The organism is Ruegeria lacuscaerulensis (genome assembly GCF_013033355.1).
GTDB lineage: Bacteria > Pseudomonadota > Alphaproteobacteria > Rhodobacterales > Rhodobacteraceae > Ruegeria > Ruegeria lacuscaerulensis_A.
Genome location: NZ_WQDY01000002.1, coordinates 38289 through 64320, shown reverse-complemented (window position 1 = coordinate 64320; position 26032 = coordinate 38289). Strand labels below are relative to the sequence as shown.

The 26032-nt window shown below is 58.5% G+C and carries 28 protein-coding genes and 2 tRNA genes; 17 read left to right on the top strand and 13 right to left on the bottom strand.

Annotation, left to right across the window (positions count from 1 at the left end; all coding sequences use genetic code 11):
• Positions 1–4: 4 nt before the first annotated feature.
• The 7 genes from GOW48_RS03695 to GOW48_RS03665 all read right to left on the bottom strand — a co-directional run bounded on the left by GOW48_RS03695 (position 5) and on the right by GOW48_RS03665 (position 7700).
• Positions 5–81 (bottom strand) — tRNA-Met (locus tag GOW48_RS03695).
• An 84-nt stretch (positions 82–165) separates the two neighbouring features.
• Entirely contained in the window at positions 166–1140 is a 975-nt protein-coding gene (locus tag GOW48_RS03690) for an alpha/beta fold hydrolase (RefSeq protein ID WP_170751506.1), read from the bottom strand.
• A 1-nt stretch (position 1141) separates the two neighbouring features.
• The gene (locus tag GOW48_RS03685; RefSeq protein ID WP_170751504.1) at positions 1142–2614 is read right to left on the bottom strand and encodes a flavin-containing monooxygenase; all 1473 of its coding nucleotides are present in this window, start codon (positions 2612–2614) and stop codon (positions 1142–1144) included.
• 104 nt (positions 2615–2718) lie between these two features.
• Positions 2719–5139 carry a GcvT family protein gene (locus GOW48_RS03680; RefSeq protein WP_170751502.1) on the bottom strand — a complete coding sequence of 807 codons (2421 nt, stop codon included), beginning with the start codon at positions 5137–5139 and terminating at the stop codon, positions 2719–2721.
• 112 nt (positions 5140–5251) lie between these two features.
• Positions 5252–5491: a hypothetical protein gene (locus GOW48_RS03675; protein WP_170751500.1), complete on the bottom strand. Its 240-nt coding sequence runs from the start codon at positions 5489–5491 to the stop codon at positions 5252–5254.
• 48 nt (positions 5492–5539) lie between these two features.
• Positions 5540–6694 (bottom strand): aromatic ring-hydroxylating oxygenase subunit alpha, encoded by a 1155-nt coding sequence (locus GOW48_RS03670; protein WP_170751498.1) that lies wholly within the window; start codon positions 6692–6694, stop codon positions 5540–5542.
• A 100-nt stretch (positions 6695–6794) separates the two neighbouring features.
• Positions 6795–7700, bottom strand: coding sequence for a LysR substrate-binding domain-containing protein (locus tag GOW48_RS03665; protein ID WP_170752214.1), 906 nt, complete (start codon positions 7698–7700; stop codon positions 6795–6797).
• Between the two features lie 264 nt (positions 7701–7964).
• Between GOW48_RS03665 and GOW48_RS03660 the strand changes: the two genes are divergently transcribed.
• The 3 genes from GOW48_RS03660 (at position 7965) to GOW48_RS03650 (ending at position 11033) form a co-directional block, all read left to right on the top strand.
• A complete protein-coding gene (locus tag GOW48_RS03660; RefSeq protein WP_170751497.1) occupies positions 7965–9512 on the top strand; it encodes a trimethylamine methyltransferase family protein in 1548 nt (515 codons plus the stop codon).
• 64 nt (positions 9513–9576) lie between these two features.
• Positions 9577–10308 (top strand): SDR family NAD(P)-dependent oxidoreductase, encoded by a 732-nt coding sequence (locus GOW48_RS03655; RefSeq protein WP_170751495.1) that lies wholly within the window; start codon positions 9577–9579, stop codon positions 10306–10308.
• The gene (locus tag GOW48_RS03650; RefSeq protein WP_170751493.1) at positions 10305–11033 is read left to right on the top strand and encodes an SDR family NAD(P)-dependent oxidoreductase; all 729 of its coding nucleotides are present in this window, start codon (positions 10305–10307) and stop codon (positions 11031–11033) included. The genes GOW48_RS03655 and GOW48_RS03650 overlap by 4 nt, the downstream gene beginning before the upstream one ends.
• On the opposite strand, the gene GOW48_RS03645 is transcribed toward GOW48_RS03650, so the two are convergent.
• Genes GOW48_RS03645 through GOW48_RS03630 form a run of 4 tightly spaced genes read right to left on the bottom strand, consistent with a single transcriptional unit; the run spans position 11034 to position 15503 of the window.
• Positions 11034–12374 carry an NAD(P)/FAD-dependent oxidoreductase gene (locus GOW48_RS03645; RefSeq protein ID WP_170751491.1) on the bottom strand — a complete coding sequence of 447 codons (1341 nt, stop codon included), beginning with the start codon at positions 12372–12374 and terminating at the stop codon, positions 11034–11036.
• Positions 12371–13867: an aldehyde dehydrogenase gene (locus GOW48_RS03640; protein ID WP_170751489.1), complete on the bottom strand. Its 1497-nt coding sequence runs from the start codon at positions 13865–13867 to the stop codon at positions 12371–12373. The genes GOW48_RS03645 and GOW48_RS03640 overlap by 4 nt, the downstream gene beginning before the upstream one ends.
• A gap of 3 nt (positions 13868–13870) precedes the next feature.
• Positions 13871–14788: a dihydrodipicolinate synthase family protein gene (locus GOW48_RS03635; RefSeq protein WP_170751487.1), complete on the bottom strand. Its 918-nt coding sequence runs from the start codon at positions 14786–14788 to the stop codon at positions 13871–13873.
• A 7-nt stretch (positions 14789–14795) separates the two neighbouring features.
• Complete coding sequence (locus GOW48_RS03630) at positions 14796–15503, bottom strand: GntR family transcriptional regulator (protein WP_170751485.1); 708 nt, start codon at positions 15501–15503, stop codon at positions 14796–14798.
• Between the two features lie 121 nt (positions 15504–15624).
• Between GOW48_RS03630 and GOW48_RS03625 the strand changes: the two genes are divergently transcribed.
• Positions 15625–16575, top strand: a complete 951-nt coding sequence (locus tag GOW48_RS03625) for a GlxA family transcriptional regulator (RefSeq protein WP_170751483.1) — start codon at positions 15625–15627, stop codon at positions 16573–16575.
• A 411-nt stretch (positions 16576–16986) separates the two neighbouring features.
• Positions 16987–17493 (top strand): hypothetical protein, encoded by a 507-nt coding sequence (locus GOW48_RS03620; protein WP_170751481.1) that lies wholly within the window; start codon positions 16987–16989, stop codon positions 17491–17493.
• A gap of 118 nt (positions 17494–17611) precedes the next feature.
• Here GOW48_RS03620 and GOW48_RS03615 read toward each other — a convergent pair.
• Positions 17612–17686: transfer RNA gene (locus tag GOW48_RS03615), tRNA-Thr, on the bottom strand.
• A gap of 83 nt (positions 17687–17769) precedes the next feature.
• Here GOW48_RS03615 and GOW48_RS03610 point away from each other — a divergent pair.
• The 10 genes from GOW48_RS03610 to GOW48_RS03565 all read left to right on the top strand — a co-directional run bounded on the left by GOW48_RS03610 (position 17770) and on the right by GOW48_RS03565 (position 24484).
• The gene (locus GOW48_RS03610; RefSeq protein WP_170751479.1) at positions 17770–17925 is read left to right on the top strand and encodes a hypothetical protein; all 156 of its coding nucleotides are present in this window, start codon (positions 17770–17772) and stop codon (positions 17923–17925) included.
• Positions 17926–17931: 6 nt separating this feature from the next.
• Entirely contained in the window at positions 17932–19200 is a 1269-nt protein-coding gene (murA, locus tag GOW48_RS03605; RefSeq protein ID WP_170751477.1) for a UDP-N-acetylglucosamine 1-carboxyvinyltransferase, read from the top strand.
• Positions 19200–19676 carry a DUF2948 family protein gene (locus GOW48_RS03600; protein WP_170751474.1) on the top strand — a complete coding sequence of 159 codons (477 nt, stop codon included), beginning with the start codon at positions 19200–19202 and terminating at the stop codon, positions 19674–19676. The genes murA and GOW48_RS03600 overlap by 1 nt, the downstream gene beginning before the upstream one ends.
• Positions 19677–19722: 46 nt before the next feature.
• The gene (locus GOW48_RS03595) at positions 19723–20226 is read left to right on the top strand and encodes a GNAT family N-acetyltransferase (protein WP_234899362.1); all 504 of its coding nucleotides are present in this window, start codon (positions 19723–19725) and stop codon (positions 20224–20226) included.
• A gap of 23 nt (positions 20227–20249) precedes the next feature.
• Positions 20250–21551: a histidinol dehydrogenase gene (gene hisD, locus GOW48_RS03590; RefSeq protein WP_170751473.1), complete on the top strand. Its 1302-nt coding sequence runs from the start codon at positions 20250–20252 to the stop codon at positions 21549–21551.
• Positions 21552–21671: 120 nt separating this feature from the next.
• On the top strand, positions 21672–22469 hold the full coding sequence (locus GOW48_RS03585) for a hypothetical protein (RefSeq protein ID WP_170756373.1): 798 nt from the start codon (positions 21672–21674) through the stop codon (positions 22467–22469).
• An 86-nt stretch (positions 22470–22555) separates the two neighbouring features.
• On the top strand, positions 22556–23035 hold the full coding sequence (locus GOW48_RS03580; protein ID WP_170353926.1) for a UPF0262 family protein: 480 nt from the start codon (positions 22556–22558) through the stop codon (positions 23033–23035).
• Positions 23036–23038: 3 nt separating this feature from the next.
• Positions 23039–23491, top strand: coding sequence for an arsenate-mycothiol transferase ArsC (locus GOW48_RS03575; protein ID WP_170353273.1), 453 nt, complete (start codon positions 23039–23041; stop codon positions 23489–23491).
• 2 nt (positions 23492–23493) lie between these two features.
• Entirely contained in the window at positions 23494–23892 is a 399-nt protein-coding gene (locus tag GOW48_RS03570; RefSeq protein ID WP_170751469.1) for a ketosteroid isomerase-related protein, read from the top strand.
• Complete coding sequence (locus GOW48_RS03565) at positions 23885–24484, top strand: GNAT family N-acetyltransferase (RefSeq protein ID WP_170751467.1); 600 nt, start codon at positions 23885–23887, stop codon at positions 24482–24484. Before GOW48_RS03570 ends, GOW48_RS03565 begins: the two co-directional genes overlap by 8 nt.
• Before the next feature lie 15 nt (positions 24485–24499).
• Here GOW48_RS03565 and GOW48_RS03560 read toward each other — a convergent pair whose 3' ends face one another.
• Positions 24500–24715: a hypothetical protein gene (locus GOW48_RS03560; RefSeq protein ID WP_170751465.1), complete on the bottom strand. Its 216-nt coding sequence runs from the start codon at positions 24713–24715 to the stop codon at positions 24500–24502.
• 127 nt (positions 24716–24842) lie between these two features.
• Here GOW48_RS03560 and GOW48_RS03555 point away from each other — a divergent pair, with 127 nt between their 5' ends.
• Positions 24843–25721, top strand: a complete 879-nt coding sequence (locus GOW48_RS03555) for a carbon-nitrogen hydrolase family protein (RefSeq protein WP_170751462.1) — start codon at positions 24843–24845, stop codon at positions 25719–25721.
• Between the two features lie 87 nt (positions 25722–25808).
• Entirely contained in the window at positions 25809–26027 is a 219-nt protein-coding gene (gene infA, locus GOW48_RS03550) for a translation initiation factor IF-1 (RefSeq protein WP_005978431.1), read from the top strand.
• Positions 26028–26032: the final 5 nt, after the last annotated feature.

Genomic DNA, 26032 nt, shown 5'->3' with positions numbered 1-26032 from the left:
GAAATGGTAGCGGAGGAGGGACTTGAACCCCCGACACGCGGATTATGATTCCGCTGCTCTAACCAACTGAGCTACTCCGCCATGGGTGAGAGGCGATTTAAGCGAGGGGCCCAAGAGGGTCAAGAGGGAAATGGCCCCGGTGCGAGATTCTTTTTTAACCCAGTCTCACGTCGTTCCGGTATCGGAGTTATCAACCTCTACTGTGCTTTTGGCGATGCGACGAATGAAGTCGGCGCAGGTGTCGGGTGCGGTTATCGGGATCATGTGACCCAGCCCCTCAAGCCGCTCTTCGGACAGGCCGAATTGAGCCATCGGGGCGCCATGTGCCTCGGGTGAAAGGATCGCGTCCTGTGCGCCATACAGGATGCCTCCGGGGGTTTTGAGGTCACCGTAGCGGGCCACTTGTCCCTCAAGGCTTTCGTCAATGCCGACAATGTCCTGCGAGGCGGTTATGAATGCCGAAGCGCGCAGGCCCAAAGCCCCACCAGCGCGGTCGAGAAAATCACTGGGCGCCGGTTCGGGATCAAACACCGCGCTAAGTGTATGTGGGGCAGTTTTTGCGGCAATTGGAACGGCAATGGTGTTGCCGATAAAGGTGCGCAGCCATTGGGTGCGGATCTCTAGCGGTTTAAACACGGCGGGCGGCCCGGGCATCACCTGTGTCAGCGGGGCCAGCAGGGCCAATGCTTTTGTTTTTTCAGGATAGTCCAATGCCATGGCCAATGAGACCGCCCCCCCGAGCGAATGCCCGACAAGGATTGCATCAGACACGCCTTTGGTGTCCAGAAACTCCTGTATCATGCGGCCCTGTTCTGGTAGCCGGCCCAGTTCAGCAGTATCGCGGGTCGAGTAGCCGCAGCCGGGGCGGTCCACAGCGAGGACGTGGTAATCATCGGCCAGCAGGTCGACCATCGCATAGGTATAGTGTTGCAGCTGCCCACCGAGGCCATGAATCAGCACAAGCGTCTGTTTGGAGGGGTCGCCTTTTTCGACATAGTGGATATTGCCCCCACGCACAGGAGTGATCTGACCCAGTTGAGGAACACGGACAAGCCCGTCGCGGGTCAGTTTTCGGGTCCAGACATTCATGACCACGAAAAATACGGCGATCAGAAGGACAAGGATCAGAATTACGTTCATCTCAATTCTCCGCGTGTTGGGAAGGAAGGGGTTGGTAATGTTCTAACCCCGAGCGCGCCATACGCTTTTCAAATTCGGATACAGTGCCGGGCCATAGCGTGGTGTTGCGGCCTTGGGCGTCCTGATACCATGACGTACATCCGCCAGCCTGCCAAACGCTGTCCGTGTGCCGGTCATGCATTTCTTGGGTGAAGGCCGCCTGTTTTTTGGGGTCGGGCGTTACAACCTGCAGACCGTCGCGCTGCATTTCGTCCAAAACACGGCCGATATGGCGAACCTGCGCTTCTATCATCAGCACCACAGAATTGTGCCCCAATCCCGTATGGGGCCCAAGCAGAATGAAGAAGTTCGGGAAGCCTGCAATCGCAGTACCCAGATTGGCTTTCATTCCGTCAGCCCATGCGTCGCGTAGGCTTACACCGTCGTCGCCCGAGATATTCAGGTACTCGATCATATCGGTGACGTGAAATCCGGTGCCCCAGATCAGTATATCGGCCTGTGATTGGGACCCATCCGCAGCTGTGATCTGATCGCCCTCGATTGAGGTCACGCCCTGCGGCACAACAGACACGTTGGAACGCGCAAGAGTTGGATACCAGTCGTTCGAGCTGAGGATACGCTTGCAGCCAATTTGGTAATCGGGCGTAAGCTTGGCGCGCTCGTCCGGGTCACTGATCGCCTTTTCCATGGCAGAGCGCCACATCTTCATGGCAAAGTTCACAGCGCCTTTTTCTCCGCGAAAAACCCGGTGGCGGTATTCGAATACCATGTAGATCAGCTTTCGGCGCAATTTCGGTAACATGGGAACACGCTGGTACAGCCTGCGGACCCACGGCGCGATTGGGCCATCCGGGCGCGGCAGAACATATGGGGCGCTGCGTTGGTAGATTGTGACATGCCCCGCCATTTTCGCGATCTCGGGGACGAATTGGACTGCGGAGGCTCCGGTGCCGATCACCGCGATACGTTTACCCGACAAAGAGACGTCGTGATTCCACTGGGCAGAGTGGAAACTTGGCCCGGTAAAACTGTCCGCGCCGGGGATGCCTGGAATGCTGGGCACGTGCAGTGCGCCTATGGCGGAAACCAGTATCCGCGACGACCAATGCTGCCCGTCTTCGGTTTCAACCTGCCATTGGGCTCCGTCCCACCGCGCGGACTTAAGCTGTTGATGAAAATGGCACAGATCGTACAAGCTTTCGTCTTGTGCGACTTTACGCAGATAAGCCTGGATTTCCGCCCCGCCTGCATACGCGCGGCTCCAGTCGGGGTTCAGATGAGTGGCCATTGAATAAAGATGCGAAGGCACATCGCAGGCAACGCCGGGATAGGTGTTTTCACGCCACGTGCCGCCGATATCGCCCGCTTTTTCAAGGATCGCGATATCGGTAATCCCACGCTTACGGGCCTCAATCGCCATGATCAGCCCCGAGAACCCGGCACCAATAATCAGCATGTCGGTCTTGTGTTCCACGCGCCCCGCCCCTCCCAAAACGATCCAGATGGTATGTGAAGGATATAGGCAGGGCAGGGCGCGTGGATAGGGTCTCGTAGGGTCAGAGGTAGATCACGGTTCGATCAGGCGCGCAGTTTTTCACCTTTTGCATCGAACGGAGGTTCTTGCAGGATGGTGGCCTTGTGCGGGTGGCCCAGCACCATCACTTCGACCTCATCACCGGGTTGAGCGTTTTTGACATACCCAAGCGCCAGTGACATGCCGACCGTGTACCCATAGGTGCCCGACGTTACACGACCGATGCCTTCACCGTCTTTGAAGATCGGCTCACCGCCGGTCGCGTCGGCGTTGGACGCGGTCACTTCGGCCTCACCCAGATGCAGCAGGACCAGCTGCTCTCGGGCAGGGTTTTCAAGAACCTTTTGCGCGGCCTCTTTGTTCAGGAAGTCTTTGTCGAACTTGCACAAACGATCCAGCCCAACTTCGTGCGGCCAGTATTCGGGGCTGTATTCGCGGCTCCATGACCCATAGCCTTTTTCGACCCGCAGCGACATCAGTGCGCGACTGCCCACGGGGCCTGCACCGAATTCTTTGCCAGCTTCCAGCAGTGCCTCATATAGCTGCGCCTGATCTTCGGTCTTGCAATGCAACTCCCACCCCAGATCGCCGGTGAAGGACACGCGGAGGGCCAGAACTTCGACGCCTGCAAGCTCGATCATCGCGGACCGCATGAACGGGAAGTCCTCGGTTGCCAGCGACGTGTTGGTCAGGCGTTGCAGGATCTCACGCGATTTCGGACCGGCGACGTTGAAGCCGCACATGGCTTCGGTGTGGCTTTCGAATGTGGTGCCTTCGGGCAGCGGAACCTGCTTGAAGAAGCGTTTGTGATACCGCTCGGCCATGCCCGAGCCGATGATCCAGAATTCATCCTCGGCCACGCGGGTGATAGTAAAGTCCCCGGCAATGCCGCCGCGTTTCGAGATCAGCGGCGTCAAGCAAGACCGGCCAACCGCCTTGGGCATGGTGTTGGCGAAGACCGCATTCAACCAGTCCTCGGCACCCGGCCCTTTGCAGACGTATTTGGCAAAGTTCGAGATGTCGATAATGCCTGCTCGGTCGCGTAACATCTTGCATTCTTCGCCCACAGGGGCCCACCAGTTCTGGCGGGTAAAGCCGTTGGTATCCACCGTGCCCGACTCATCCGCGAACCACAGCGGATGCTCCCAGCCGACGTTCAGGCCAAAGACCGCACCCATGGCTTTTTGGGTCTCATAGATCGGGCGCACGCGGGCAGGGCGGCCAGCGCCGCGCTCCTCGTTCGGGAAGTGAATCGCAAAGCGGTGGGCGTATTGGTCCTGCACCTTGGCTTTGGTGAATTCCTTTGTGGCCCAGGTGTCAAAGCGGGCCATATCCCAGGCGAACATGTCGTATTGGGTTTCGCCTTCGATGATCCACTGTGCCGCCATCAAGCCCATGCCACCGGATTGAGAAAAGCCGGGGATGATGCCGTTGCAGCAGAAATAACCGTCCACCTCGGGCGCCGGCCCCATCAAGACATTCGAATCCGGCGACCAGATCATCGGGCCGTTGATGACACGCTTGATCCCGGCCTCACCTACGGCAGGTAGGCGCTCGATGGCGTTCATCATGTTCTCTTCGATCCGCTCAAGATCGTCGGGGAACAGGTCATGGGCAAAATCCAGCGGCGTGCCGTCCTCGGCCCAGAACTTCATGTCTTTCTCATAGGCCCCGACCAACAGGCCGTTGCCCTCTTGCCGCAGGTAATATTCGCCGTCCCGGTCACTGACCGAGGGCAGGCGGGTGCCATGCGCCTGCACATCTGCCATTGCCTCGGTCACAAAATACTGGTGTTCGGTGGGCTGCAGAGGCAGCTCGATTCCCGCCAGCCGCGCCACTTCGCGGCCCCACAGACCGGCGGCATTCACCACCCAGGGCGTTTTGATGTCACCCTTGGGGGTGCGCACGATCCAGCTGCCATCCTCTTGCTGATCGGTTGCCGTAACCGGAGTGAAACGATGAATCTCGGCCCCGCGCTGGCGCGCGCCCACCGCATAGGCATTGGTCACGCCCGACGGGTCCACATTGCCGCCATCGGGTTCGAACATCACGCAGCGGATGCCGTCATAGTTGACCAGAGGGTTCAGGCGTTGGGCCTCTTCAATACTTATCTCATAGAAATTCATGCCATAGAGCTTGGCCTTGGCCGCCTGCAGGCGAAGCTGATGCTCGCGCTCTTGGGTCTGCGCCAGATAGAGCGAGCCGGGCTGGAACACGCCGCAGCTCTGGCCTGTTTCGGCCTCAAGCTCTTTGTACAGGGTCATGGTATAGTGCTGAATGCGGCTGATATTGGTGCTGTCATGCAGCCCGTGGATATTCGCCGCCGCGTGCCAGGTTGAGCCCGAGGTCAACTCGTCCCGTTCCAGCAGCACCACATCTGACCACCCCAATTTGGTCAGATGATACAGGATAGAACACCCGATCACCCCGCCGCCAATTACCACCGCCTGTGCATTCGTTTTCATGAGCCTGCCATATCCAAGTTGGGTTCTTCGCGCTTTGTGTCACCAAGGGTGTTGCGCGGACAACGGACATAAATTTCAAGTTGAGTTGAGCGAGTTTAACCTGACGCTAATCTCAGAATTCCAACCGATGAGCGCGCCCGTAGGCGGCCAGTCGTGCGTTCAAGGGCTCTGCCTCAGGCGCGCCGGATTCCAGAGCGAACACAAAGGCATGGGTCAGATAGAAACAGGCCGCGTCGATATCCTGCACCGCTTCGCGTTCGTCTGCGGCCATCGTGTAATAGCGAATGAGGGCGCCATGATCGTTGTGATCATGGGCCTCAAGCAGCAGGCGATCCAGATCGGTCTTGTCCATCGGGTCTCCGTCAGGGCCGATCAGCAAAAAGCCGACCAGCCCGCTATCTTACTCTGCGCGACCATTTTCGATCTGCGAGGCAACCCAATGGTGGAAGTTATGGGTCGGGCCGTCCATCGCGGGCGAAAAACGACCGCCGTCGAACAACACTCCGTGGCGGCCTTTCTGCATCCCTTCGACTACAAAGACGTCTTCTTCGAATACGGTCTTCCACAGCTGCGCATTCGAGGCGCGCAAGCCGTCGTGCTGCGGTGTCTCGTCGATGCTTTTCGCATAGTAAAGCTCGATGTGTTCGACCGTGTTTTCCTGGTCAACCGGCTCCAGCACAATTGCGAAGGCGTGGTCTCGCTGCACGCCCAGCAGGACATTCGGGTACAGCGCCACATATTCCGCGCCCTCATTCCATTTGTCGCTCAGGCCGTCAAAATCATCAAAGGTAGCGCCGTCTTGGTCGGTCAGCTGTCGATAGACCAATGTGCCCTGACCCGAGTAATGCCCGCGCTCTTCGATACTGTAATGGTCTTCCAATCGGGAATAGCTATTCAGGCCGGGGTGGACCCAAGGCAGGTGATAGCTTTCGCAATAGTTTTCGACTGCCAGCTTCCAGTTGGTCTTGACCTCAAGCTTGAACGAAGAGGTCTCGCCACCGTGATGCACCGGTTTGTCGAACTCTTTCCAACGGTCCATTAGCGCGGCGTGGGCGTCCTCGAATGCGGGGGCGTTGCCGTCCACGTTTACAAAAATCACGTCGCGCCAGACATACGAGCGGACCCGGACAAGACCCAGATCTTTGCGGTCAACATCCTTGTGTGTGTTGTGGCCGGGGCCGCCCACATGAGGGGTCGCGCGTAGCTCACCTTTCAGGCTGTAGCACCAGCTGTGGTAGGGGCAGCGGATCGCGCCGCCGATCTTGCGGGGGGTGTCGACCAGTATCATGCCCCTGTGGCGACATGTGTTCTGGAATACACCGATTTCACCATCCCGGTCGCGCACGATTAACAGGGGCATGCCCAGAAAATCGACCGGTTTGGCATCGCCTTCCTCGGGAACGTCCTTGCCGAACCCGATCCCTGACCAGTTCGCATATAAGACGGACTTACGTTCCTCGGCAAAGACGACCGGGTCGATGTAATGCTCGTTCGGCAGACCGTTGGCCACATTCACATCGGCCAGAACCGAGGACAGCGGGCTATATTTATTCATCGGGCTCTCCTGAGGGTATTGCTGGATGCGTTTCATCCGTTTTGGCGGAAGGGGCTGCCTTTTCTCAATACCAGAAAACCTCATCACTGGGTGACTTCACCTAAACCGAACCATCCCGTACCTCTTGAAGGATCCAGTTTTTCAACGCGCGCGCGCTTTCAGACAGTTCGTCATCCGGCCGCCCTACAAGGTAGAATTGGTTAGGCGCGGTCAGTTGATGCGGCCCAAGGGTCACCAGTTTTCCCGATTGCAGCATGGGTTGAATAAGGCGCTGCCAACCAAGCACCAGGCCCGCCCCTTTGCGCGCCAGCTGCAACGCGACCGAATAGCTGTTCACGCGGGATACGATCGGGATCTTACCGGGGTAGCCAAGCTGCTGGAACCATTCGGGCCACGTGGTCCAACTGCGGTCATCCGATTCAAGATGAATCAGGCGCTGCGCAGCAAGCTGTTGCAGATCGGCGCCGATCAGTTGCCGGGCCAGTTCAGGGCTTGCCACGGGGGTCAAGTGGTCGCGAAACAATGGTGTATGCGATAGGCTCGGGTCACTATCGCGACCATAGCGTATGAAAAAGTCGATATCCGGCCGGTCACGGAATGGTCTGTCCTGCGCAATTTGATCTACGTTGACCTCGGGCATCTCGCGCCAGAATCGGATCACAGCCGGCGACAGCCACAGGGCTGCTACGGCGGTCGTGGATCCGACAGTGACCTTACCCACCGACACGCGACCACGAATTGTGGCCAGAGTCTTTGAGATGTTGGAAAATGAAGATGACAGTGCCTCGAACAAGGCTTTTCCGTCTTCTGTCAGTTCAACCCCGCGATGCTTGCGTTGGAAAAGGGCCGTTTCCAAATCGCCTTCCAACGCCTTGATCTGGTGACTGACAGCACCGGGCGTCACCGATAACTCTTCGGCCGCATTCTTGAAACTCAGATGCCGCGCGGCGGCTTCGAATGCGGCAAGCGTTGTCAGCGGGGGTAGGTTGTAGTGACGTCTGGACATAATCGCAGGGACCTTGGGTGATGCATTCGCATGAGTTTGGTTCATGTCAATATCGGGGTATCCGTGCAAGAAAACCAGTGTTCTCAGGTTTTTTGAAAGCGATTGGACAAAGAGATCAACCGGCTTGCGGCCCCGCACGGACGCCCGGGGTGACGGTATTCAAAGCAGGCATCTGTGTCGTTTCCTGCAAACAGGTTTCGCAATCAGTGACGTAGGACGCCTCCGAATCCCTCAATCTGGACCACAAGATCGGAGGACTGCCCAATGAACATTCGCACCGCAACCCGCGCCGGAGGCCGTCAGGCCCGCCGCGCCCTGCGCACCGCGCCGAACTTTGACATGCTGCCTGGCCTGACCCGAGGCATTCCTTTGTGCGAAGTTATGGATGGTGCGCAAGTAGACCGTATCGATGCGGCCTCGATGGACATTCTGGAAAATGTGGGTGTTCAGTTTCGAGACCCTATCGCGTTAGAGGATTGGAAACGGGTTGGGGCCAAGGTCGAAGGAGAGCTGGTCTATCTGGACCGCGGGTTGGTGCGTCAACTGATTTCCTCGATCCCAAGCGATTTCACCTATCACGCGCGCGATCCGCAAAAGAATGTGCGCTTGGGCGGACCGCATTCGATCTTTGTGCCAATGACCGGGGCGCCGTTTTTGCGCGATCTCGATGATGTGCGCCGCAATCCGACGCTGGATGATCTGGCGATGTTTCACAAGTTGTCGCATATGCTGCCTGCGTTGCATTCCAGCGCGCACCACATCGTCGAACCCTATGACCACCCGATCAGCCAGCGCCATCTGCGGATCACCTATTCGTCGATGAAACATTCCGACAAGACTTTCATGGGCATGACCACCAGCCCCAAAAACGCCGAGGACGTGATGGAGATGTGCGCCATTCTGTTCGGCGAAGACTACCTAGAGGATCACCCCGTCACGACCGGTAATTGCAACGGCAACTCGCCACTGGTCTGGGATGAGACGATGCTGGGCGCGATGCGGGCGTTTTGCCGTCGCAATCAGCCGGTTCTGTGTTCGCCCTTCGTCTTGGGCGGCGCAAACACGCCTGCCAGCGTTCCCGCCACTGTGGCGCAGTTGAACGCCGAGGCGTTAAGCGCGCTGGCTTATACGCAGGTCATTCGCAAGGGCGCACCCGCGATCTACGGGCATTACCTGTCAACCGTTTCGATGAAATCCGGCGCGCCGATGGCGGGCACACCCGAGATCAGCCTGATGAATTTCATGATCGGCCAGATGGCGCGGCATTACGGGGTGCCGTGGCGGACCTCGAACACACTGGGCGGGGCCAAGACCTTTGACGCGCAGGCCGGATACGAATCCGCCACTACCTTGCAGGCGGTGATCCATGCGGGGGCCAACTATATCTGGCATTCGGCGGGCTGGAATGAGGCCGGGATGCACTGTTCCGTGGCCAAGTTCATCGTCGATGCCGAACAATGCGCCATGGCCTATCGTATGGCCGAGGGGCCGAAATGGGGTGATTTCGATCAGGCTTTGGCGGCTGTGCCGGATGTTGGCCCCGGCGGGCATTACCTCGGCCACCCGCACACGCAGGACAATTTTCAAAGCGCCTTTTTCATGCCCGAACTGTTCGACAACAACTCGATCGAGCAGTGGCAGGCCGAAGGCAGCATCGAGGTTACGGAACGCGCCCTGAATCGCGCCAAAACTCTGCTGGACGAATATCAGGAACCGAAACTGGACGAGGCGAAGGATGAGGCCCTGTTGGACTATATCGCCCGGCGCGAACGCGAAATCCCGGCCGCTGACGAGTTGAATCAAAGCTACTGAAATCATCTCTCCCGAAACTTGCCCGCCCGTCCCCTCGGGCGGGCTTTTTCAAACCAGAGGTACTATGGACCTGACAGGAAAAACCGCCCTTGTGACCGGGGCCGCAGGCGGGATCGGAGCCGCCATCGTGCAACGCTTGCGCGCCGCCGGGGCACAGGTTGCCGTGGCTGACCGCGACGTGGCCGGGATCGCTGCCGACGCCCACTTGCCCGGAGACCTGCTTGACGAATCTTATGCCGACACGCTGCCGCACGCCGCCTCGGATGCGCTGGGCGGGTTGGACATCGTGATCAATAACGCAGGTGTCATCACGCGCGGGGCCGTGACCGAGACGACGGACCCGGACTGGGTGCTGTCGCTGGGCGTGAATGTCGAGGCCCCGTTCCGCATCTGCCGTGCTGCCATTCCGATCATGGCTGCAGCGGGGGGCGGGGCCATCGTAAACACTGCGTCTTGCTGGGGCCTGCGCCCCGGCCCGAAACATGCCGTTTATTGCATGACCAAGGCCGCCATTGCCTCGCTGACGCAATGTATGGGGATGGATCACGCCCATCAGGGTATACGTATCAACGCAGTTTGTCCGAATGAGGTGAACACGCCTATGTTGCGCTCGGGCTTTGAAAAACGCGGATTCGATCCCGACAGCGCAGTTGCCGAGTTGGGCCAGACCGTCCCGCTCGGTCGAATTGCCGAACCCGAGGACATTGCGGATGTGGTGATGTTTCTGGTCTCGGACGCGGCGCGGTATATCTGCGGGGCCTTGTTGGAAGTGAACGGAGGCAAACCCGTCGCATGACCCGATTTGAAGGAAAAACCGCCTTGGTGACAGGCGGGCGCAGCGGGATCGGGCGTGCCATTGCTCAGCGTTTGCGGGATGAGGGCGCGCAGGTGTTCACCGCGCAGCGCGGTGCGGATGCCAATGGGATCGAGGTCGATTTCAGCGATCCCAACGGCCCGAAAGCCGTGGTCGATCAGGTCGTCGACAGGGCGGGGCGGCTGGATATCCTGATCAACAATGCAGGCATGATGCAGGAGGCCCGCGTTGACGAAATGAGCCTTGAGGATTGGCAGCGCACTCTGACCGTCAATCTGACCGCGCCGTTTCTGCTGATCAAAGCCGCGCTGCCGCATTTGCGAAAGGAAGGGGGCAGCATCGTCAATATCGGCTCGATCGAGGGTTTGGGCAGCAATCCTGGCCACGCCGCCTATGGCGCCTCCAAGGCCGGGCTGCATGGTTTGACCCGCGCCGTTGCCGTGGATCACGGGGCCGAGGGCATTCGCTGTAATGCAGTTGCACCCGGTTGGATCGACACAGAACTGAACGTGGAATTCATCGCCTCGATGCCGGACCCCGAGGGGTTTTCCGAGGATATCAAACGCATCCATCCCGTCGCCCGTACCGGCCAACCCGCCGAGGTGGCGGCTTTGGTCGCGTTTCTGGCGTCGGACGAGGCCAGTTTCATCACCGGGCAGGTCTATACGGTTGACGGCGGGCGTATGGCCAAGCTCAGCTTGCCCTGATTATTCATCCCGCGCCCGCCACTCCTTCCAGCGCAGTACCACATTCGCTCCAAGCTCGCGAAAAGGCTGTGGAGGCAGGCGTTTTGGCGGTTGTTCCTCCTCAAAATGGCGGGTGATGTCGGATTGATGTCCGCAAGCACGTTCCGCCGCAGCGATACCCGTCAACGTGCCGCGCGCGGTGCCCAGCCCGTTCTGAACGCAGCCCGAGAAGACACCGGGTTCGATCTGCCGCGCGACCGAGACGCCGTTCAGGCTCAAGCACAGATGGCCCGCCCATTGGTATTGCATTTGCAGACCCGCCAACTGCGGAAAGCGCTGATCGAACTTGCGTTGCATGACGCGGGCGGCCCGGTTAAGATCGCGCGCTTTCACCGCCATACCGGGGCGCAGCGCGGCGCAGGTGCGGGTAACGATCCGGTTGCCGCCCTGACCGCTATCAATCCTACGCATCGTCGTTCCCATCGGGTCGGACGGTGTTACACCCCAGCGTGACTGCCCGCCGATATGGGCCATCTGCTCGGCGTCCAACTCGGGCGTCATGGCGGCAAACAGGAACAGTTGCATCAGCCGGTCGGTCTCGATCCCGAAGCTTTCCAGATGCCCGTTCACCGTCAGGATCACCGTGCCCGTGCTGACCGACCCGCGGGCCGTTTGCACCTGCCACGCGCTGCCCTGCTTCGCGAACCCGGTGACGGCTGAGTTTTCAAACACCGCGACCCCATCTCCGACCAGCCCCGCCGCCAAGCCGCGCACATAGCCCGCCGGTTGCAGCATCGCCGTCCCCGGCGTGTACAGCCCCGAGCGATAGTGGCGAGACCCGGTCAACTCATGCATCTGCTGTGGGTCCAGCATTTCACTGGTCTCGCCTAGTGAGGCCAGATGCTGCGCGTAGCTTTCATTGTGCGCGTTACCAGCTGCGCTGACCGCGCCGTTTACCTTGCCCGCCGGGTCGAAATAGTTCGGGTCGATTTGGTATTGCGCGACGGCCTCACGCGCAAAACCGATGGCCTGCCGGTTCAGCGCGATCATCGTCCGGTCATCGCCCGCGCCCGCATAATCATCCGAGGCCAGATCATGCGGCAGGTCGATCATAAAGCCCGAGTTCCGCCCCGCAGCCCCCTCGGCGACACGCCCGGCTTCCAGCACCACGATCTTGGCGTCGGGCTGCAATTGGGTCAGCCGCCGCGCCGCTGACAACCCGGCAAACCCGGCGCCGATGATGGTGAAATCGGCGGTAATTTGGGTGTCCAGTTCCCGCGCGGGTGGAGGATCGCCCAGAAGGACGCTCCACGCCGCAGGCCCACGGTGCCGGGGCAGGGTGCGGGCGGTGTAGCTGCTCAATCCACCGCCTCATCCGCGTCGTCTGCCAGATCAATCCATATGGTTTTCAGCTGGGTGTATTGATCATGCGCGTGAACGGAATTGTCGCGCCCGCCAAAGCCCGATTGCTTGTGGCCGCCGAAAGGCGTGGTGATGTCGCCCTCGCCAAAGCTGTTCACCGTGACCGTACCGGCCCGGATGGCCCGTGCGCCGCGAATGGCGCGTTTGACATTGGCCGTAAAGATCGAGGCGCACAGACCATACTCGGTGTCATTGGCGATCTTGATGGCCTCATCGAAACTGGACACCTCGATCACGGATAGAATCGGGCCGAAGATCTCTTCGCGCGCCAGCACCGCGTCGTTGCCGGGAACCTCGACCACCGTGGCCTCAACAAACCCGTCTTTGGCGGTTCCGCCGATCACGATATTCTCGGCCTGTTCCAGATAACCGCAGACCTTGGTGAAATGCGCCTCGCTGACCAGCGCGCCCATGCGGGTCTCCGGGTTAAGAGGGTCGCCGATATTCCACTGTTTCGCGTGATGGGCGATCCGTTCCAGCAACTCGGCTTTCACGTCCTTATGCACGATCAGGCGGGACGAGGCCGAGCAATTCTCGCCCATATTCCAGAACGCGCCATTGACGATATGCGCGGCCACACGGTCGAGATTCTCGGCATCATCCATCACGATGGCGGGGTTCTTGCCGCCCATCTCAAGCACGACTTCTTTGGCGTTGCTTTCCGCCGAATAGGTCAGGAACCGCTTGCCAGTAACGGTGGAGCCGGTGAAAGACACCATGTCGATATCCATATGCCGCCCGATGGGCTCTCCCACTTCCGCGCCGCCACCCGGAACGATGTTCAGCACACCGCGCGGCAGACCGGCCTCCATCGCAAGTTCGGCCAGACGCAGGGCGGTCAGCGTTGTTTCAGCCGCCGGTTTCACCACCACTGAACAACCCGCCGCCAAGGCAGGCCCGATCTTCCACGCCAGCATCAGCAAGGGGAAGTTCCACGGCAGCACCAGACCCACGACGCCAATCGGTTCACGCACCACCATGGCGATGTGATCGTCGCTGGCGGGTGAGACCTGATCGTAAATCTTGTCGATTGCTTCGGCGTGCCATTTCAGGCAGTGGATCGTCTCGGGCAAGTCCACGGTTTCGCAGTCATAGATGGTCTTACCGCTGTCGATGCTCTCCATCACCGCCAGCTCGCGGGCATTTCGGGTCATCAGCTTGCACAGGCGGATCAGCACGTCCTTGCGTTCGGACGGGTGGAGTTTCGACCAACGGCCATCGTCAAACGCCTCACGCGCCTTTTCGACGGCAAAGTCCACATCCGCCGGACCACAGGCGGCGATATCTGTCAGTTTCGCGCCGGTCGCGGGGTTCACCGTCTCAAACGTCTGGCCCGAGATCGCGGGGCGATAGCTGCCGTCGATGAACGCACCGGTGGGCAGGTCCAGCCCTGCGGCGATGGATGTGTATTCGTCCTGTGTCAGCAGTTCCATGCTTTATCCCTCCGCCACAATGTCAGCGATTGTCTTTTTCAAAACGCGCGTCACCTGTTCCAGCGCGCGCTTGTCATCCTTGTTCAAACCTTTCAGCGGAGGCCGCATCCCCCCCGCATCAATCCCGTTCATTGTGACGCCGTGCTTGATTGTCTGGATGAACTTGCCGCCCTGTTCCAGCACCCGCATCAGGGGCATCATCGCTGACATTATCCGGCGACCTTTGGCGAAATCGCCTTCGACCACGCAGGCTTGATACAGAGCCACATGCTCGGCAGGCAGAAAATTCGATCCGCCGCAGACCCAGAAGGGCGCACCCCAGGCGAAGAATTCCAGTGCCTGGTCATCCATGCCGCAGCCCAGCTGGATATGAGGGTAGTCGCGCGCCAGCAGATGAACCCGGTTGATATCGCCCGAGCTTTCCTTGATGCCGCAGAAATTGCGGCTGCGTCCAACGCGATCAAGGAACTCCTCTCCCATCATCGTACCGGTGCGGTGTGGATAGTTATACAGCATGACGGGCAGGTCGGCGGCTTTGTCTATGGCCAGCGCGTTCAGCGCGTTTTCCCGGTCGGTGGGCACCGCATAGGGTGGGCTGGCCAGCAGGATCGCGTCCGCGCCGATCTCTCGCGCGCCCGAGGCCAACGCAATCGAATCCGCCGTCAACATCGCACCGGTGCCGACCACCAAGGGCAGACGGCCCTTCAACTGCTGATGCGTGAAACGTGCCAGCTCCAGCCGTTCTTCGACCGTTTGGGCATAGTTCTCACCCGTTGATCCGCCCGAGATCAGCCCATGCACGCCATGGTTGATCAGAAACTCGATCACCTGCGCCAGAGCATCCCAATTCACGGACCCATCGGCGTGGTAGGGCGTGACTACGGGGGTATAGATCCCCTCAAACTTGAAAATCGGGTTCATTGCGTCCTCATGCAGGTTTCGACAGGGGCGCGCCCATGGGCACATCCAGCGCGTCAGGCATCACGAACAGCTCAATCTGATCGCGTGACAGGTTCCAGTGGTCCTCGGCCAGCTGCGCAGCAGCCGCCTCATCGCCCGCCTCGATGGCGGCGATGATGGCGTCGTGCTGGTTGCTGGCCTGGGACAGGTTCTCGGTCATTTTGGCTGTTTGAGGCCGGTAAAACGTCATCCCGATACGGGCGTGGTCAATCAAAAGCCGATTGAACGAGGGCAACAAGTAGACATTGCCCGACATCTCGCCGGTCACGTCATGGAACCGGTTGTTGGCCAGCGCGCGATCTTCGGCGGACCCAGCACGCAAAGCCGCCTTGAACGCCTGCTGCGCATCCTTCAGGGCGTCGATCTGCGTTCCTGTGGCGTTCTGCGCAGCCAGCCGCAGGATGGCGCCGTAAACCATCGGTGCGGCCAGAAAGAAATCGCGTAGGGTGGTATATGACATCTCGGACACGCGCGCGGATCGGTTGGTGCGCAGGTCCAGATAACCCTCACCGGCCAGTTGCCGGAACACCTCGCGCAGGGGCGTGCGGGACAGGCCGAACGCATCAGACAGATGTGCCTCATCCAAATCGGTTCCAGGCTGCAGGCGCAGGGTCAAAATACCGACCTTCAGATGTTCGGTCAGGTCCGCTTTGCGGGATTTGCTGTCGTCTTTCACCTGGTCCGCCCCATTCTTGATCGATTCGTGTCTGGTCTTTCATTCTGTATTCTATAAAAATACAAGTTGTATACAGAAAAGAATCGTGCAGCATAGCGCCCCATAGAAACCGGATCTGTTCATGCGCAAAACGCGGCACCTCACCTTCATCTTGATCGAGGAATTCTCGCACCTCGCATTCTCCTGCGCGGTCGAACCCTTGCGGATCGCCAACCTGGTGAGTGAGCAGACGCTTTATGATTGGACGTTAATTTCAGAAGATGGAGAGAGGGCTGTTTGCTCGAACGAACTTGTGACGCTGGTGCATGGTGGTTTGGGCGATCTGCCAAAGACGGATCAGTTGTTCGTTTTGTCCGGCATTCATATGCGCAACCACGTCACCCGTTCGCTTTTGGCTACTCTTCGCCGGGAACGGGCGAGGGGAACCGCCATTGGTGCCTTGTGTTCCGGCGCGTGGCTGCTGGCCGAGGCGGGGTTTCTAGACGGAATGCAGGCCGCGATCCATTGGGAGTACCATGACGCCTTTATGGAAGCATTCCCCGAGGTGAATCTTGTTCGTAGTGTCTTTGTGGCGGATGAAAAGCACATAACCGCATCCGGAGGCACAGCGACTGCGGACCTGATGCTGCACCTGATTGAGCGGGATCACGGCGAAGAGCTGGCTGTCGCTGTGGCCGACCAGATGGTTTACAACGCCGTGCGAAATGCGACCGCTAAACAACGCGTATCGCTGCAATCGCGCAACGGGATGCGCAATGCCCATCTGGCCAAGGCGATCCACATAATGCGCGATTGTATCGAGTCTCCGATTTCTCCTTCGCAGATCGCCGATGGGCTAGGCATTTCAACCCGACAGTTGGAGCGTTTGTTCGGCAAATACCTAAACACCTCACCTAAGAAGTATTTCATGGAACTGCGGCTGGAAAAGGCGCAAAGGCTGTTGCTGCAGACCGAAGCCTCGGTCACAGAAGTTGCCATGGCATGTGGTTTCGAAAGCCCCGGTCATTTTTCGCGGGTGTATCGCTCAAGTTTCGGGGTCACGCCTCATGCGCAGAAAAGCAAGATCGATTGATTTGTGGTGACGGGGGGAGCCGCTCTGTCAATTGGCGAGGTGGGCTGGACATGCGCTCACCCCCGTGTTCCCGCTTGTACCCCCTCGTTAAAATCCAACTGGTCAACAATTCCGCGAGATTGACTGTGTTTAAACCGTAATATGGGCGTAACTATTGCCAGAACATGTCAACTCCGCGCTGTTTTTTGGCGCGGAAACGATCATCCTGCCTCATTTCAAATGCCTCTTATGGGCCACAGTTTGGCCCTTAAAGATAAGTTAATCTTAGGCATGTTTGCCTTAAGTGCGAGGTTGTGGCACTTTTGTAAAGTCAGAAATCAGACTGACTTGTTAATTTATGGCAGAAAATCACATTCGAATGGCCTTGAAGTTTCCCATGTCCTTCTCAGGAGTTAAAGCTGGAGGACCGAAATGAATTTAGAAACTCAAGAAACTGCAATTTTCTCGGGTTTGCACGGCTTGCCTGTCGAACAGCGCGAGGCGCAGATTTGTGAAGCGGCACGGTCAGCCCAAACAGCATTCGAACAGATTTCCCAAAGCGCATCCTGCAACATGGAGGCGAGTGGTGATTTCCAGAAGCGGGTTTTCAAAATTTTTCGGTGGTATTTCTTGTCTGCCTTCTGCACCCGGTTGTTGTCCGAATCCGTCCATCGGCTTGAGCATCAGACCCTGCAGGTATCTATGGATATATGCAGCGCGGTCAAAATGATCCTGTCCGAAAGCGATGTGGAAGAGTCGATGGCGCTGGTTCGGGTTGAAAAGACTTCTCCGATGGTGGTCAGGGCCAACGACATCGGTGCGCGCGGACATACTGTGGGATGGGTCGCCGCTGGGCTGCACGAAAAAGGCCGGAGCTTTCCGGGCGAGATTGAAAATGCTCTGGCAGGGGCGTTGGCAGCATCCCGCCGTCTGAACTAATTCATAGCTCTGAGGTGTTCAATTGCGCGGCAAATGGCGGTGATGCTGCGCAATAACGCTTTGTCGGCGCAGAGACATTAGGCTTAGTATCCGCACATCTACATATTGTACTGTAAGGTGGTGCTGCTGGAGAGAATTGAACTCTCGACCTCTCCCTTACCAAGGGAGTGCTCTACCTCTGAGCTACAGCAGCGCTGTGGGCGGGTGATTAGACTCAAACGAAACGCGGCGCAAGGGTGTCTGGACGGTTTTTTTCGCCTCCTGTAGAGAAAGATCATGGCAGACAAAGATACACCAAAAAAACACGGCAAATCCGGCGATCCGCGCGAGGAGCGACTGAAGGCTGCGCTTAAGGCGAACATGGCGCGACGTAAGGCGCAAGCCAAGGCGCGGGCGATATCCGGAGAGAAGACCGACAAGGACGAGGGATAAGAGCACATGGATTCGATTCTGGTTACGGGCAATGGTCCGTTGAACGGTCAGATACCGATTGCGGGGGCCAAGAACGCATGTCTGACGCTTATGCCAGCGACGCTGCTAAGCGAAGAGCCGCTGACGCTGACAAACGCACCCCGGCTGAGCGACATCAAGACGATGACTGCTTTGCTGCAATCGCTGGGGGCCGAAGTGTCGGCGCTGCAGGACGGACAAGTGCTGGCCATGTCCAGCCACAACCTGACCAGCCATACCGCTGATTACGAGATAGTGCGCAAGATGCGCGCCTCGAATCTGGTGCTTGGTCCGCTGCTGGCGCGCTTTGGTGAGGCCGTGGTCTCGTTGCCCGGCGGCTGCGCGATTGGTGCGCGACCTATGGATCTGCATGTCGAGGGACTTGAGGCGCTGGGCGCTGAGATCGAGTTGAAGGACGGGTATCTGCACGCCAAAACGTCGGGTGGGTTGAAAGGGGCCGTGCATGAGATGCGGTTTGCCTCTGTCGGCGCGACCGAGAACATCGTCATGGCTGCCACGCTGGCCAAAGGCACCACCGTGCTGAAAAACGCCGCGCGTGAGCCCGAGATCGTCGATCTGGTAGAGTGCCTGCGGAAGATGGGTGCGCAGATCTCGGGCGAAGGGACTTCGACAATCGAAATTCAAGGCGTCGACCGGTTGCACGGTGCGACCCATCAGGTTGTAACGGATCGGATCGAACTGGGCACTTATATGTTGGCACCGGCGATCTGTGGCGGCGAGGTTGAACTACTGGGCGGCCGGATGTCTCTTGTCGACTCTTTCGCCGCTAAGCTGAATGCCGCAGGCATTGAGGTCACTGAAACCGCAAACGGGCTGAAAGTTGCGCGCAAGAACGGACGCGTACGGTCTGTCGATGTTGTCACCGAACCCTTCCCCGGATTTCCGACCGATTTGCAGGCGCAGATGATGGCGCTGATGTGCACTGCCGAAGGCGTGTCCGTTCTTGAAGAGCGGATTTTCGAGAATCGGTTTATGCACGCTCCTGAACTGGTACGTATGGGGGCCAATATCGAGGTCCATGGCGGTACCGCTACGGTTACGGGTGTCGGGCGTCTGAAAGGTGCACCGGTGATGGCGACGGATCTTCGCGCCTCGGTCTCGTTGATTCTGGCCGGTTTGGCGGCCGAAGGTGAGACGACTGTAAGCCGGGTCTATCATTTGGACCGGGGATATGAACATGTGGTGCGCAAGCTGGAAGGCGTGGGTGCAAAGATTGAACGGATCAAGGGCCAGTAATGACAGATGCAAGTTTCCACGACGGTCGTGAGGCCCCGCTGAACCTGGGGGCAGAGGATGCGGATGACCTTCAGGTGATTTCGACCCTGACGCAGGACGCGGTGTTCCCCATCACCGAGATGACATGGCGTCCGTCGGAGCGTCGATTTGGTCTTTTGCTGAACCGGTTCCGCTGGGAAGACAAAGATGCTGCGAGCCAACGCGACCGTCCGTTTGAACGGGTCCAAGCGCTGCTTGTTTTCGATTCCGTCCTGTCGGTTGCCAGCCAGGGGGTGGACCGCAGCGACAAGGATATGGTTATGTCCCTGCTGTCGGTTGATTTCGAGCCCGGCGAAGAAGGCGCCGGTCATATTGTTTTGACGCTGGCCGGGGACGGAGCGATCCGTTTGACGGTCGAGGCTCTGGACGTCACCCTCAAGGATGTGACCCGGCCCTATCAGGCGCCTTCTGGTCAGGCTCCGCATCATCCGGAATAAACGGGGCATAGCACAAGCCTTTGCCGGACCCTCAACGGGTCTGGTTTTGCGTCCGGCGACCGTGTTCGACGTTTTTCAGATCAGTCAGGTTTTGATCCGGTCGATTACGTACCTTGGTGCAGCAGATCATCGGAAAGATCCCGATCTGCTGGCGGCGTGGAGTGCAAACAAAGACCCCCAGACGATCCGACGCTGGTTGCAATCGGGAACCGAACTTTGGTTGGCCGAAATGGACGGCCAAGTCTCGGGCGTCGGGGCTCTGCGCTTCGGGTCGGAAATCGCGTCGTTGTATGTCGATCCGGCCTATGTTCGGCGCGGTGTCGGGTTGGCCCTGCTGGTTCGAATGGAGCACGAGCTTGCGCAGCAAGGCTGCACAATTGCGCATCTGAACGCCACCGCAACAGCGCGTGCATTCTATCGCCGATATGGTTGGCAGGATGCGGCTGCGCCCGAACATTGGTGCGGAATGCGACATTATCCTATGCGCAAATCGTTGCACCCACCCGACGAAGGGTTGAGACCATCTGCTGCGGGCGATATGTCCCGGTAAAATCCCGTTCGGAGTGCCTGCTCATGCCCGTTTTCCTTGATACGACCTCGCCCGAGTTCGAGCTCGCCTTTCAGGCGTTGTTGTCAGCAAAACGCGAGGACAGCCCGGATGTAGACGTGATTGTGGCTGAGATCATCGAAGATGTTCGCAATCGGGGTGATGCTGCGGTGATCGAGCTGACCGCGAAATTCGACCGGCTTGAGTTGACGCCTGACACTCTGGCCTTTTCTGCCGAAGAAGTCGCAGCTGCGGTGGCGAAGGTCTCGGATGAGGATCGCGCCGCGCTGGAGCTGGCCGCCGCGCGTATCCGCGCCTATCACGAAAAGCAGTTGCCCGAGGATCACGAATGGACGGATGAAGCCGGGGCGACTTTGGGCTGGCGCTGGTCGGCGGTGTCTGCTGCGGGGCTTTATGTGCCCGGCGGGCTGGCGTCTTACCCGTCCTCGGTTTTGATGAATGCGATTCCGGCCAAGGTGGCAGGGGTCGAAAGCCTAGCCATCACGGTGCCGACGCCCGACGGGGTGGTGAACCCGCTTGTCCTGCTGGCGGCGCAGCTTTCAGGTGTGGATACGATCTATCGTATCGGTGGTGCTCAGGCGATTGCAGCGCTGGCTTACGGTACTGATTCCGTCGCGCCGGTGGACAAGATTACAGGTCCCGGCAACGCCTTTGTCGCGGCGGCAAAGCGGCGGGTGTTCGGCAAGGTGGGCATCGACATGATTGCGGGCCCGTCCGAGATTCTGGTCATCGCCGACAAGGACAACGACCCAGACTGGATCGCGCTGGATTTGCTGAGTCAGGCCGAACATGACGAAAGTGCACAGTCGATCCTGATCACCGACGATGCGGCGTTCGGGCAGGCGGTGGCCGAGGCCGTGGACAAGCGGCTTGAGACATTACAACGCCGCGCAATAGCCGGCCCCAGCTGGCGTGATTTTGGTGCGGTGATCACTGTGCGTGATCTGGACGAGGCAGCAGCCCTGTCCAACCGGATCGCTCCGGAACATCTTGAGCTTTGCGTGGGCGACCCTGTGGCGCTTAGCAAGAAAACCGTTCACGCGGGCGCAATTTTTCTGGGTCAATACACTCCTGAGGCCATCGGCGATTATGTAGGGGGTCCCAACCATGTTCTGCCCACGGCGCGCTCGGCGCGGTTTTCTTCGGGGCTGAGCGTGATGGACTTTCTGAAACGCACGACACTCAGCCAGATGACACCTGCTGCGCTGCGGGCCATAGGCCCTGCGGCCGAACAACTTGCGAAATCGGAAAGCCTTGAGGCACATGGCTTGTCGGTCGCTGCAAGATTGAAACGTTTGAACGACTAAGTGGCTATGGTTTGAGGGTCACAACGCCCTGCGCCATTCCCATTCATTAAACAAAAGGTCTTGATCTTACTCGCGGAACGGAGGCGTCTTGCTGACGTGACAACGTCGGAAGAAGTAAGTTTGGAACGTGTAGCAACACTGTGGATAGGCAAGCGGTTCAGCTATCTGGAGCACCTTTGCCTGAAGTCCTTTGCGGATGTCGACCAGACGCCCATTGTTTACCACTATGGCGAGCTTGAAGACATTCCAGACTACGTCGAAGCGCGTGATGCGCGGGAAATCTTTGATGTTTCTGAAATCTACCGTGACCCGATCACGCGATCAGTTGCCGTTCATGCCGATCTTTTTCGTCTAAAGCTCATGCAACAGACCGACTATATCTGGGTCGATGCGGATGCCTATGCCCTTCGGCCATTCGAAACCAACACAGGATATCTTTTTCCAAAAGCGAATTTGGCGCGGCAGCGCATGATGAACGGCGTTGTCGCGTTGCCACGCGACAGTTCTGCGCTGCAAAAGATGTGTCGGTTTGCCTTTGAAAGCGATCTTGTTCCATTCTGGTGGTCGGAGGATCATCAGAGGGTGTATCGCGAACTCTACGGCCGTTCCTCATATTGGAGCCTCCCATTGTCGACCCTGGGACCACCACTTTTTTTCCATTGCCTTTATGGCTCGCCAGAACACGAGATGAATTCGGCCCGAACCGAGCTGTACGCCGTGCCTTTAAGGCATCGCAGGTTGTGGAATGAACCGGATATGTCAAAGCTCGATTTTTTGGAGTGGCAAAACAAAATGTCGATCCATTTCTTTGGTTCGTGGTTCCGAAAGATGTTTCGTGAAATGGAGATCAACCGGGGGTCTTTGGTCGATACCCTCCTGTCAAAGCACGGGATTGACCCCGCCAAACATCCTTTGTGACGAATTGGCATAGACCGATTTTCTGCGCGTTGCCCATTCACTTTTCTTACGATATGGCTGTCTCAACCCTTATGGACCAGACACCCATGACCCGTATTTCGCATATCGAACTGGACGACCGAAACCTGCCTCCGCCGACGCCTGAGATCGAACAGGAGCGCAAGGTCGCGATCTATGATCTGCTTGAGGACAACAGCTTCGCGCTGCCCAAACGCGATGACCGTGTCGTGCCTGATGGCCCCTACCACCTGCAGTTGTCGATCCGCGACAAACGGTTGGTTTTTGACGTTGCCACTGAGGCCGAAGAAAAGGCGGCCGAGTTTCACCTTTCGCTGGGGCCCTTCAAGCAAGTGGTCAAAGACTATTTCCAGATTTGCGAAAGCTATTTTGATGCGGTGAAGTCGTTGCCGCCCAGTCAGATCGAAACCATCGACATGGCGCGGCGCGGCATACATAACGAAGGCAGCCGGGTCCTGCAGGAAAGGCTTGATGGCAAGGCCGAAGTGGACACCGATACAGCCCGCCGCCTGTTCACGCTGATTTGCGTATTGCACTTTGGGGGCTGACGGGTGACGTCTCTGCCGCAGTCCATTCTGTTCTGTTGCGACCACAACTCGGTTCGGTCCCCGATGGCCGAAGGCATCATGAAAAAGTTCTACGGCACCGGTACCTATGTGCAATCTGCCGGTGTCCATAACGATCTGGAGATCGACGGTTTCTGCGTCGCCGTCTGCCAGGAAATCGGCGTTGAGCTTTCGCGACACAGGTCGCGTTCCTTCGACGAGATGCAGGAATGGGGCGATGACCTCAGCTCGTTCGACCTGATCGTCGCGTTGTCACCCGCCAGCCAAAGGCGAGCGTTGGATTTGACCCGTATTTTTCATCTGGATGTCGATTATTGGCCAATAATGGACCCTACTGGGCTGGGCGAAAGTCGCGAAGACAAGCTAACTCACTACCGACAGACCCGCGATCAGATCATCAAACATCTGAAGGACCGCTGGGGCGAACCGACGGAGTGACCATGAACCAGACCGTGAAAACCTATTTCGATGCCTTCAATGCAGGCGATGTCGATGGCATGTTGGCCTGCCTGTCCGATGACATTGCCCATCACGTGAATGAAGGGCAGATTCGTGTGGGCAAAGAGAAATTTTCCGCCTTCTGCGCCCATATGAACCGCTGCTACCGCGAGAACCTGACCGATATCGTGGTGTTCGACGCCGAAGGTGGAACCCGTGCTGCGGCCGAGTTCATCGTGAACGGCACCTATCTTGAAACAGACGAAGGCCTGCCCGAGGCGCATGGTCAAACCTACCGTCTGCCCGCCGGGTCGTTCTTTGACCTGAAGGACGGGAAAATCACCCGGGTCACTACCTTCTACAATCTGGCTGACTGGACCAAGCAGGTCTCGAATGGCTAAGGTCTCAGCGGTCCACCCCCTGACCGGAGCGGCGCTTGAGGCCGCGCTGGACGATGTGGCCCGGTTGCGCATCAAGGTGTTTCACGCTTGGCCCTATCTCTATGATGGGGATCTGGGCTATGAGCGGAAATACCTGCAAGCCTACCGCGACAGTGCCCGATCCATCGTGGTAGGGGCCTTTGACGGCGACCGTCTGATCGGGGCCTCGACCGGCGCGCCGCTGGCCGATCATGCCGAAGATTTTGCTGCGGCCTTTGACGGGTCAGGTGTGGGTTTGTCGGATGTTTTCTATTGCGCCGAATCTGTTCTGCTGCCGGACTACCGGGGGCAGGGTGTTGGTCATAAATTCTTCGATCAACGCGAAGCCCATGCGCGCGCTTTGGGCTTTACGAAATGCGCCTTTTGCAGTGTGCAGCGCCCTGTCGACCATCCGATGCGACCAGAAAGCTATAGGCCTTTGGATGCGTTCTGGCGGGCACGCGGGTATGAACCCTTACCCGGTGTCGTGGCACAGTTTTCGTGGAAGGATATCGGAGAAGACGGTGAGACGCAGAAACCGTTGCAGTTCTGGATCAGGGATCTGAACGCGTAGCTGCGCCTTTCGGTGTCAGTGTGTCTTTTTGCGGCTGAGAAGGCCGTACTTCACCGCCCATCCGCGAAAGGACCGGCGTTTGGGTTTTTCCAGTCTAACCTCGGATTTTGTCTGTGCCCCGCCTTTGCGATTGAATTCGAACACGTCAATTACACGCTCGGCGCAGCCGCAGGCCTCGCCCATACCGACCTTGGCGAAATAGAACTTTTCGAAGCTTTCGGGGTTTTGCATGGTGATCCTCCTGACCCTATTGAACCAAGTCTGGATCGGTAAGCCAATTCACTTTCCCGTCTGGTCTATACATATCGCGCGATCCTGTCCTAGGGTCACGCCAATCCAATGCTGAAGGACGCAGCCCATGAAAGTCGCAACCGCCGCCTATGACCTCGACTGGCTCGACAGTTGGGCGCAGTATGAGGACAAGCTGAACCGCTGGGTGGCCGAGGCCGCCGGGCAGGGGGCCGAGTTGCTGGTCTTTCCCGAATATGGCGCGATGGAGCTGTCGACGTTGGAAGGGACCGATGTGGCAGGCGATCTGGAACGTTCGATCCGCGCCGTGTCGGATCGGATGGTCGATGCGCAGGCCCTACATCAACGGCTGGCGCGGGAATATGGCACTTGTATCCTGGGCGCGTCCGCTCCGGTTGTGGATGGGCAGGGCCGCCCGGTGAACCGAGCGGCGCTTTATGCGCCCGATGGCCAGCAGGATCACCAAGACAAGCAAATCATGACCCGGTTCGAGCGTGAGGCTTGGGATATCGCCCCCGGCGGCCCGTTGAAACTGTTCGACACCAAGCTGGGCAAGATCGGTGTTCTGATCTGCTATGACAGCGAATTCCCCTTGCTGGGTCGCGCGCTGAGTGACGCGGACCTGATCCTTGTACCTTCATGCACCGAGGCACTCTCGGGCTATTGGCGGGTGCGGATCGGCGCGATGGCGCGCGCGCTGGAAAACCAATGCGTGACGGTTATGGCGTCGCTGGTCGGCAGCAACGGGTGGTCCGAGGCCGTGGATATGAACACTGGCACTGGCGGCATCTTCTGCCCGCCCGATAAAGGGTTTCCCGGCACCGGCGTATTGGCCGAAGGACAGTTGAACCAACCCGGCTGGACCTACGCCGATATCGACCTGTCGGCTATTGCCGAGGTCCGCGCTGATGGCCATGTGCTGAACCGAACCCATTGGGATGAGCAAACGCCCCGAGTCGAATCGGTCACAATCTCTGCTCTTTCGTGATTCCGGCCTTGAAATAAGCCCGAAATAGGCTCATTTAAGCGCACATCCTCGCAGATTCTGCGAGTGCAACGTAAATGTGGAGACAACATGGCCAAGGAAGATACGCTCGAATTTCCCGGTGTCGTGAAGGAACTCCTGCCTAATGCGACGTTTCGGGTCGAGCTGGAAAACGGCCATGAGATCATCGCACATACGGCAGGCAAGATGCGCAAGAACCGCATCCGTGTTCTGGCTGGCGACAAAGTTCAGGTCGAGATGACCCCCTATGATCTGACCAAGGGTCGGATCAACTACCGTTTCAAGTAACGCCT